We start from the raw sequence: 8,051 nt of genomic DNA, 5'->3' as shown, positions 1-8,051 counted from the left end.
CCTGCCTGGGGGCGGGAGGGCCCCGCTCGATTTCACGCGCCAGGGCCACCGTCTGCGGCAGCGGCGTGGTGTCCAGCTCCTCGCGCAGCAGGCGGCGGCACCGCTCGAAGGCGTTGAGCGCGGCCATGCGGTCGCCCGCCATGTAGTGCAGCCGCATCAGCCGGCGCCACGCTTCTTCCGAATACGGGTCCATGGTGAGGAGCTGCTCCGCGAGCGCCAGCGCGCCCGTCAGGTCCCCCCGCTTCTCCCGCGACTCCGACTCCGCCACGGCGGCCCGGCGGCGAAGCTTGTCCAGCCGCTCCCGCGCGCCCTCCAGCCATGTCTGGAATTCCGAGCAATCTTCGTACTCCAGGGCGCCCAGGAGCACGCCTTCCAGCATGAGGGCTTCCGAGAATCGCCCCGCGAGCACGTGGGCCTGGAGTTCTGCGGCGTCAGAGACGACGCCCTCACCCAGCGAGAGGACGTCGGTGCCCTGCACCAGCTCCGCGCCGCAGGCGAGCCGCAGCCGGCGCAGCAACTGTCGCATGTTGTTGCGCGCGGTCGTCTCCCCGGACTCCGCCCACAGCAGGCCGGCCAGGCGGTACTTCGGGTGGGGGCCTTCCAATGCCAGCCATGCGAGGACGCCCGCGGTCCGCCGCTCCAGGGGGATGCGCGTGTCGCCGACCCGGAGCCGGGCTTCGCCCAAGAGTTCCAGGTGAAAGCGTTGTGTATTTACCAGGCCGTCGGCTGCCATGTCCTCCGGGATTCCTCGCATGGGCGGGGCCCTAAGGTAACACGTTCGCCGAAAACCTCCGTCACGGGTAGGGATTGCCCCAGCGGTGACAATTTTTGCGTGTGCTTTTTCCGTCACACGGCAGCTCGCCGCTCTGAGCGGATGGTGTTCCAGACTTCCGGACCCGTCACACCGTGGTCACACCTGATTCGTTATTAAAAATGCCAGACATTGCCCCAGGAGGCATCCATGGGTTGTGACAGTCAGCAGTCGGACGCGCAGGTGGACGTCATCATCAGCGGGTGTGGTCCGGTGGGGGCGTTGACGGGCAACCTGCTGGGTCTCATGGGTGTGCGCACCTTGCTGCTGGAGCGGGACGTGACGCCGCACGGCGAGCCCCGGGCCTTTTCGTGCGACGACGAAGGCCTGCGCATCTACCAGTCCACCGGACTGTTGGATTTGCTGCAAAGCAACATGCGGGAAAGCCGTTTCGCGGAGTACGTGGGCGGCACGGGCAAGCGCTTCGCGGAGATTCACACCGGCGAGACGGACTTCGGCTTCGGGCACACGCCGCTGTGGTTCTTCCACCAGCCGCTGCTGGAGGGCGCGCTGCGTGACGGGCTCAACCGCTTCGAGCACGTGGAACTGCGCAAGGGCGTGAGTGTGGAGGGGGTGGTGCAGGACTCCGACGGGGTGACGGTGCGCTACCGCGATTCGCGCACCGGGGAGCAGCGCTCCATCCGCGCGAAGTACCTGCTGGCGTGTGACGGGGCGCGCAGCGGCGTGCGCAAGGCGATGGGAATCCCGATGGCGGGGCGGGCCTACGGCGAGCCCTGGCTGGCCGTGTCCGGCACCGTGGTGGAGGGGGACGTGCCGGAAATCTGCCGCTTCGTGTGCGACCCGAAGCGCCCGGCCTTCGTGGCCACCGGCGCGGTGAACCAGATTCGCTGGGAGTTCATGATGATGCCCGGCGAGACGCGCGAGCAGCTGGAGAAGTCAGAGACCATCGCCGAGCTCATCGCGCCGTACGTGGACCCCAAGCGGGTGCGCATCGAGCGGGCGCAGGTCTACACCTTCCACTGCCTCAACGCGGCGCGTTGGCGCCACGGCAACGTCTTCCTGCTGGGCGACGCGGCGCACACCATGCCGCCCTTCATGGGGCAGGGCCTGGTGTCGGGGATGCGGGATGCGTCCAACCTGGCGTGGAAGCTGAAGCGCGTGCTGCACGGGCAGTCCTCCGCGTCGCTGCTGGACACCTATGAGCAGGAGCGCCGGCCGCACGTGGAGGCGGTGCAGAAGCTGTGTGTCCGGGTGGGGCACCTGTTCCTGGCGCGCAACCCCTGGGTGGCCTCCGCGCGTGACGCGCTGCTGCGCACCCTTCAGCGCATCCCCCGGGTGCGCAAGTTCATCGAGGGCTTCGAGTTCAAGGAGGCCCCGGCGCACGCGAGCGGCTACTACTTCGGCGACAAGAGCGAGTACTTCATCCAGCCGCGCGTGAAGCTGCCGTCGGGCGAGGAGGTCCTGCTGGACGACACCCTGGGCAATGAGTTCACGGTGCTGTGCCGGGGCAACGCGCCGTCAGCGGAGCGGGAGGCGGCGCGGGAGCTGGCAGAGTCGCTGGGGGGCCGGATGCTGACGTTCCATCCTCCGGCGGAGGCGGTGGACGGCGCTGGCGAGGGCGCGCCCGCCGTGGTGGACGTCACCGGGAAGCTGGCGGACTGGTTCTCCAAGCACGCCGCGGACGTGGTGGTGCTGCGGCCGGACCGGTTCGTCTACGGCGCGGTGCAGTCGCGGCGCCTGCCGGAGCTGCGGGAGGCGCTCGGTGTGTAGGGAGGGCGCTTCCGTCAGCGAGCAACTAATTGGTTAGTTGATTTAGAACTAATCTCTTAGTAGTTTGCGTGTCACGGAGGTTCGCTCGTGACTCGCAAGCCTGAGCCCGAAGTGGCTCCACGGCCGTTGACGCCGGTGGAGTTGGAGTTGATGCACCTCGTCTGGCGCCTCGGTGAGGTGAGTGTGGCGGACGTGCTCGCCGCGCTGCCGCCGGAGCGCGCGCTGGCGTACACGTCCGTGTCCACGGTGCTGCGCATCCTGGAGCAGAAGGGCGTGGTGGAGAGCCGCAAGCAGGGCCGTGGCCACCTGTACTCGGCGGTGTTGCCGCGCGAGGCCTATGAGGCGCAGAGCGTGCGCCACCTGGTGGAGACGGTGTTCGACGGCACGCCCTCCGCGCTGGTGGCGCGGCTGGTGGAGGCGGTGCCCCTGTCCGCCTCGGAGGTGGACCAGCTCCGCAAGCTGCTCGACGCGAAGGGGCGCAAGCCGTGAGCGCCGCGCTGCGGGAGCTCGCGTCGCTCTATCTGACGCAGGCGCTGCTGCTCGCCGTGGCGCCGCCGCTGGCCTGGCTGGCGCTGGCGTTGCTGTCGCGGCTGGGCCGTCCCTTGTCGGCGCGGCAGTCCTCGAGCGTGGCGCGTGGCGTGTTGCTGCTCGTGCTGGTGCTTCCATGGCTCGCCGTGGCCGTGCACGCGCTGATGCCCACCGGGCCCCGCTTCACCTTCGAGCGCTCCGTGGCGCGCCACGCGGGCCGGCTGCCCGCGCCCTTGTGGGAGCCGCCTCCGGTGGCAAAGCCTGCTTGGGTGCGGGAGGCCGCGCCCGCCCTGCCGCCCGTGCTGCCCGCGGCGGCGCTGGCGCTCCTGGTGGGAGGCGGCGCCTTCATCACCTGGGCGCTGGCGCGGCATGCGCGCTTGCTGCGCCAGTTGGAGTCGCTGCCTCGCGTGCGCGGCGTGGGGCGTGTCGCCGTGGTGCTGGGCGAGGCGGGCATGCCGGCCTTCTCCGCGTGGTTTCCGCGCGCCGGGCGTCAGCCCTCCGCGTGGGTGGTGGTGCCGCCCGCGCTGCTGGAGGACGCGGAGTCCTTCCGGCTGACGGTGCTTCACGAGCTCCAGCACCACCGTCAGCGCGACACGCACCGGGCCTTCGCGCGGCTCGTCCTCACGGGCGCCTTCTTCTGGCACCCGGGCGCCCATGGCTTGTCCCGGTGGATGGTCGCGCTCCAGGAGTTGGCGTGTGACGAAGCGCTGGTGGCCGGTGGCCGCGTCCAGGCGCACGCCTACGCGCGGTGTCTGCTTCAGGCGGCGCTGACGCTTCCGCTCAAGCCGTCTCTTCCCGCCGGAGCCACCGGCATGTCCCACCCCACCACCCGGAGAATCCAGATGCTCTTCCAGCCTCGTCCCGCCCGTGCCCAGGGTGTTTCCTCGCTCCTGGCCGCGCTGTGTCTCGTCCTGGTGCCGCTCGCGGCGCTGTCACAAGGCGTGGCGCAGGGCCGCGCGGTGACGCTCGTGGAGGCGCAGGCGCTCGCCCGATCCAGCCAGCCGGAGGGAGATTTGCCGGTGGTGGTGGACGCGCACGTGCTGGCGCGGCTCAACACGCTCACCGGTTCGGAGAAGGGACGCGCGTTCATGAAGCGCGCGCTGGCCAACCTGAAGACACACCGGGAGGCGCTCTCCGCGCCGCTGCGCGCGCGGGGGCTGCCCGAGGGGCTGCTGGCCGTGGCCGTCGTTGAATCCGCCGCGACGAACATGCCGGAGGCGGATGGTCGGCCCTCGCTGGCGCCGGGCATGCGCGGCGCGGGCGTGTGGATGTTCATCCCGGAGACGGCGCGGCGCTACGGCTTGGAGGTCAGCGAGGCGCGCGACGAGCGGCTGGACGTGGCGCGGGAAAGCCAGGCCGCCGCCTCGCTGCTGTCGGACCTGCACGCGCGTTATGGCGACTGGCGGCTGGCCCTCGCCGCGTACAACCAGGGGGCGAAGAAGGTGGATGCGGCGCTTGCCGCGGGCGGCAGCCGGGATGCCACGGTGCTCATCGACGCCGGGCAACTCAATGACTACGCCGCCACCGTGCAGGCTGGGCTGCTCATCCTGCGCAACCCGCACCTGTTGGACTGAGGTCGACCGCGCGTTGATATGAAATACTCAAAATACACTTTACTCCCGGTGTGACAGGAGGGTAATTCCTGCATGTCGCGGCGACGTGCCAGACCACGAACCTTGAATCAGGGGGCGTGAAACAGTCGCAGAGGGGGAAGTCCACATGAAACGTTTACAGTTGACGCATGGCGTCCGGGGCGCCGTGCGCGCGATGCTATCTCAGCAGGGGCTCCAGGCGCTGGTGCTGGCCTTGGCCATCGTGGTGCCATGGAGTGCCTCTGGCCAGGCGATGACGCTGCCAGGGATGAATCTGACCCAGCACTGCCAGACGCTCTATGGCTCCACCGCGTTCTCGTATCTCCAGCAGCCCAATCCCACGGCCTTCAGCTGGAAGTGCTGGCACCAGAGCCAGGCCAAGTCCATGGACCTCAACCGGGCGTGCCGGGACCAGTACAAGCACTATGTCGATGGCGTGGAGATTGAAGAGGGCTACGAGGCCGCGTACCTGAACTACAGCGACCCATACTCCTGGTATTGCGTGCTCAGAAACAAATACGCGACGGCTCAAGTCCCCAGCTACAAGCCTGAGCTCTATCTGTGGAAGGGGCGAAACATCGCGTTGCGGACGCCTGACCGGACGACCTGCACCACGCCGCAGATTCAGCACATCGTCACGGGAATCGACAAGGGCGTCGACTTCTATGCCGAGGTCACGGGAGATGACCCGCCGCAACACCTCCACTACGACGAGCTGAACAGCCTCGCGGTGCTGCCCAGCGGAGCGGCGCTGCCCTGTGTCGGCGTGGCGTGCGGCTACCGTGGATTTACCGGCGTGGAGTTCAAGTTCGAGGTGTTCCGGGACCAGATGTGCCCCGACGCCGCGGCGGGGGTCCATGACAGCACGCCCTACTACGAGCTCGGCCGGAACTACTGGTTCTATGAAACCAAGCTCTCCTCGAACGAAGCCAACTACGGCCACAGCATCCGGACGGGCTATGCGGTGGCGATGCGGTTCCTGGCCATGAGCTACGAGGGCCTGTCGGGCAACAGCGCGCACAACACGCTCTACACCCAGATTCTGGGCCTCGTGGACACCTACCGGACGACCACGGTGGCCTGCGGCACGTCGGGGGCCACGACGACGCCCACGACGCCCGGCGGCTCAACGTGCTACCGCTATGACTGGTCGAACACGCTGCGGGCCAACAGCGGCCTCGCCGGACGCAACTCGACGGACCTGTTCGCGTCCATCGTCTTCCGGCTGCACCGGCAGCACGGCTGGAACTTCATCAACAATGTCTGGAAGGAGGCGGCGACGCTCTCCAACGTCACCAGCCCGTTCCATGCCGCGGACAACTTCGTCTTCGCCGCCAGCCGGGCCGCGGGCGTCAACCTGGCGGACGTCTTCCAGTATTCGTGGCGGTGGCCGCTGAGCAGCAGCGCTCGCACGCAGCTCCAGAGCGAGCTCGGCTCCCCGGTCAGCGTCACGCCGTATCACTGACGTCCGGCTTCGTGGTGACGAGGCCCCCGCCCGCTCCGGTGGGCGGGGGCCTCATGGATTCACGGTAGGCCATGGCTCCCGAGGTGGCGCGGTATTGCCACGCAGGGGCGTGGGCGCTGCTGGCGAGGTGGGCGCTCACGGCGGGTGCGTGGGGCGGTCCGCCTCATCCGCGGGCCAGTGCTCGCTTTAGAAGCGGAACTGCATCCGCACGCCGCCGGACAGCCAGGCGTGGACCGCCTTGTCGTCGATGCTCTCCGACGCGGACTCGGAGATGTCGCCGAGGATGGGCACGTTCTTCGTCTCCAGGCTGGCGGTCGCCGTCTGGTAGACGCCGACCGCCAGCGACAGGTAGGGCCCGATGGAGAACGTGTCGTTGACGCGGTAGTCGGCGCCGCCCTGGACGGAGGCGAACTCGATACCGCGCACGCCCGCGCCGATGGTGGTCTCCATGTCTCCCTCGCTCGCGGAGAGCTTCGTGTCGAGCAGCTCGTAGCCGATGCCCAGGCCCAGCCAGGGCATGAGCTTCTCACTCGCGAAGAAATGGTAGGCCGCGTTGATGCCGAAGCGCATCTGGTTGGCGGAGCAGCTGAGGTCGGCGCCGCAGTCTTCGGCGAGGAACACGGGCGCATACTGGAAGTAGGCACCCAGGGAGACGTTCGAGTTGAAGAAGTAACCCACATCCACCTGCAAGGGGATGGCGCCGCTGTACGCGTCACGCATCTTGGGGCTTTCGCCCCGGTCGGAACCCACGGCGCTTCCCAGCGGGAGGCTGTAGCCAGCGCGCAGCCCCAGCGCGAAGCCCCGGTCCTCTCGCGCCTGTTCGAGCGCCTCGGTGCTCTTGACCTCCTTGCGCCGGAGGTTGCCGTCGTTGCGCCAGTCCGCGGCGAAGGCGGGGGCGGACAGGGTGAGGGAGAGCGCCGTGAGCTTCCAGAGCGTGCGAGTCATCATGATGAGGAGGGTGTCCAGCGAGAGGAAGGATCCGCCGTTACGGTGGATGTGCCTTCTGACGCGAGCCCGCCTGGAAGATTCAACGGTGGGCAACCCGCCGTGCAGCCGGACCCTGTCGCGCATGCGAGGCGTCCCCAAACTTGAAGGGACTCCCCGCGCCATGGAGGCCAAGAATGAAGGGGCTGTTCTACGTGGGCCTGGGGCTGCTCGCGCTCTGGGTCGTGCTCACGGTGACTCGCGTCGTCGTGGGCGGCTTGCTATGGGTCGTCCTCCTCGCCGGTATCGCCGCGCTGGGGGTGTACGCGTTCCAGGTGGCGTCGGGCCGCAGGCACCTCCGCGGGTAGCCGCCCGTCCTCACGCGCCGGAGGCACTCCCCAGCATCCGCAGCGCCAGCTCGGCGTGCGTGGCCGCCAGGGTCTCCACCGCGATGGGGCCGTCCGGCTCGAACCAGTGGGGGATGCGCGAGCCCATCCCGATAATCGCCGCGGCGGTGATTGCGGGATGGAGTGGGGAGAAGTGTCCCTGGGCCATGCCGCGCTGGATGGCGTCCATCAACATGGCGGAGGCCCTGTCTCGCAAGGCTTGCGCGGGCGCCGCCAGCTCCGGTGTCAGCGCATAGAACTCCTCGTTCACCACCAGCGCGAGCTGCGGATGCTCCGCGTGGACGCGCGTGTGCGCATGAACCAGCGCGCGCACCTGGGCCACGGGCGTGGGCTGCGCGCCCTGCAGCGCGGACTCCAGGGCCTCGAAGTGGGCCTCGTGGCCAATGCGCACCAGCTCCGCGAGCACGTGGTCCTTGGCCGCGAAGTGGGCGTACAGCGCGCTGGGCCGCAACTCCAGGGCCGCGGCCAGGTCCCGAATGGACGTGTCGTGATAGCCGCGGCTCGCGAAGAGCTGCAGGGCCGTCTCCAGGATGCGCCGGCGCGTGCCCTCAGGGGGCGCCGCCGCCGTGGGGGGGAGGCGGGCGGCCGTGGCG

The 8,051-nt window shown here is 69.0% G+C and carries 8 protein-coding genes; 5 read left to right on the top strand and 3 right to left on the bottom strand.

Annotation, left to right across the window (positions count from 1 at the left end; genetic code table 11):
- Nucleotides 1–733, bottom strand: a 733-nt coding sequence (locus HV824_RS33630; RefSeq protein ID WP_303623448.1) for a BTAD domain-containing putative transcriptional regulator, incomplete at its 3' end; no start/stop codon positions are given.
- A 228-nt stretch (nt 734–961) separates the two neighbouring features.
- On the opposite strand from HV824_RS33630, the gene HV824_RS33625 reads away from it, so the two are divergent.
- The 4 genes from HV824_RS33625 to HV824_RS33610 all read left to right on the top strand — a co-directional run bounded on the left by HV824_RS33625 (nt 962) and on the right by HV824_RS33610 (nt 6,127).
- Complete coding sequence (locus HV824_RS33625) at nt 962–2,542, top strand: bifunctional 3-(3-hydroxy-phenyl)propionate/3-hydroxycinnamic acid hydroxylase (RefSeq protein ID WP_176421478.1); 1,581 nt, start codon at nt 962–964, stop codon at nt 2,540–2,542.
- An 87-nt stretch (nt 2,543–2,629) separates the two neighbouring features.
- Entirely contained in the window at nt 2,630–3,031 is a 402-nt protein-coding gene (locus HV824_RS33620; protein WP_176421477.1) for a BlaI/MecI/CopY family transcriptional regulator, read from the top strand.
- Nucleotides 3,028–4,644, top strand: a complete 1,617-nt coding sequence (locus tag HV824_RS33615; RefSeq protein WP_176425092.1) for a transglycosylase SLT domain-containing protein — start codon at nt 3,028–3,030, stop codon at nt 4,642–4,644. Before HV824_RS33620 ends, HV824_RS33615 begins: the two co-directional genes overlap by 4 nt.
- 145 nt (nt 4,645–4,789) lie before the next feature.
- Nucleotides 4,790–6,127 (top strand): calcium-binding protein, encoded by a 1,338-nt coding sequence (locus HV824_RS33610; protein WP_176425091.1) that lies wholly within the window; start codon nt 4,790–4,792, stop codon nt 6,125–6,127.
- Nucleotides 6,128–6,313: 186 nt separating this feature from the next.
- Here the strand turns inward: HV824_RS33610 and HV824_RS33605 are convergent, their stop codons facing one another.
- Nucleotides 6,314–7,075: an outer membrane beta-barrel protein gene (locus HV824_RS33605; RefSeq protein WP_176421474.1), complete on the bottom strand. Its 762-nt coding sequence runs from the start codon at nt 7,073–7,075 to the stop codon at nt 6,314–6,316.
- A 173-nt stretch (nt 7,076–7,248) separates the two neighbouring features.
- Between HV824_RS33605 and HV824_RS33600 the strand changes: the two genes are divergently transcribed.
- Nucleotides 7,249–7,419 carry a hypothetical protein gene (locus HV824_RS33600; RefSeq protein WP_176421473.1) on the top strand — a complete coding sequence of 57 codons (171 nt, stop codon included), beginning with the start codon at nt 7,249–7,251 and terminating at the stop codon, nt 7,417–7,419.
- Between the two features lie 10 nt (nt 7,420–7,429).
- Here HV824_RS33600 and HV824_RS33595 read toward each other — a convergent pair.
- Nucleotides 7,430–8,051, bottom strand: a 622-nt coding sequence (locus HV824_RS33595; RefSeq protein WP_255208550.1) for a TetR/AcrR family transcriptional regulator, incomplete at its 5' end; no start/stop codon positions are given.

This window comes from Myxococcus sp. AM009, from assembly GCF_013372605.1.
Lineage (GTDB): Bacteria > Myxococcota > Myxococcia > Myxococcales > Myxococcaceae > Myxococcus > Myxococcus vastator.
Note: the sequence above shows the minus strand (reverse complement) of the source record. Positions and strands in the feature narration are given on the sequence as shown.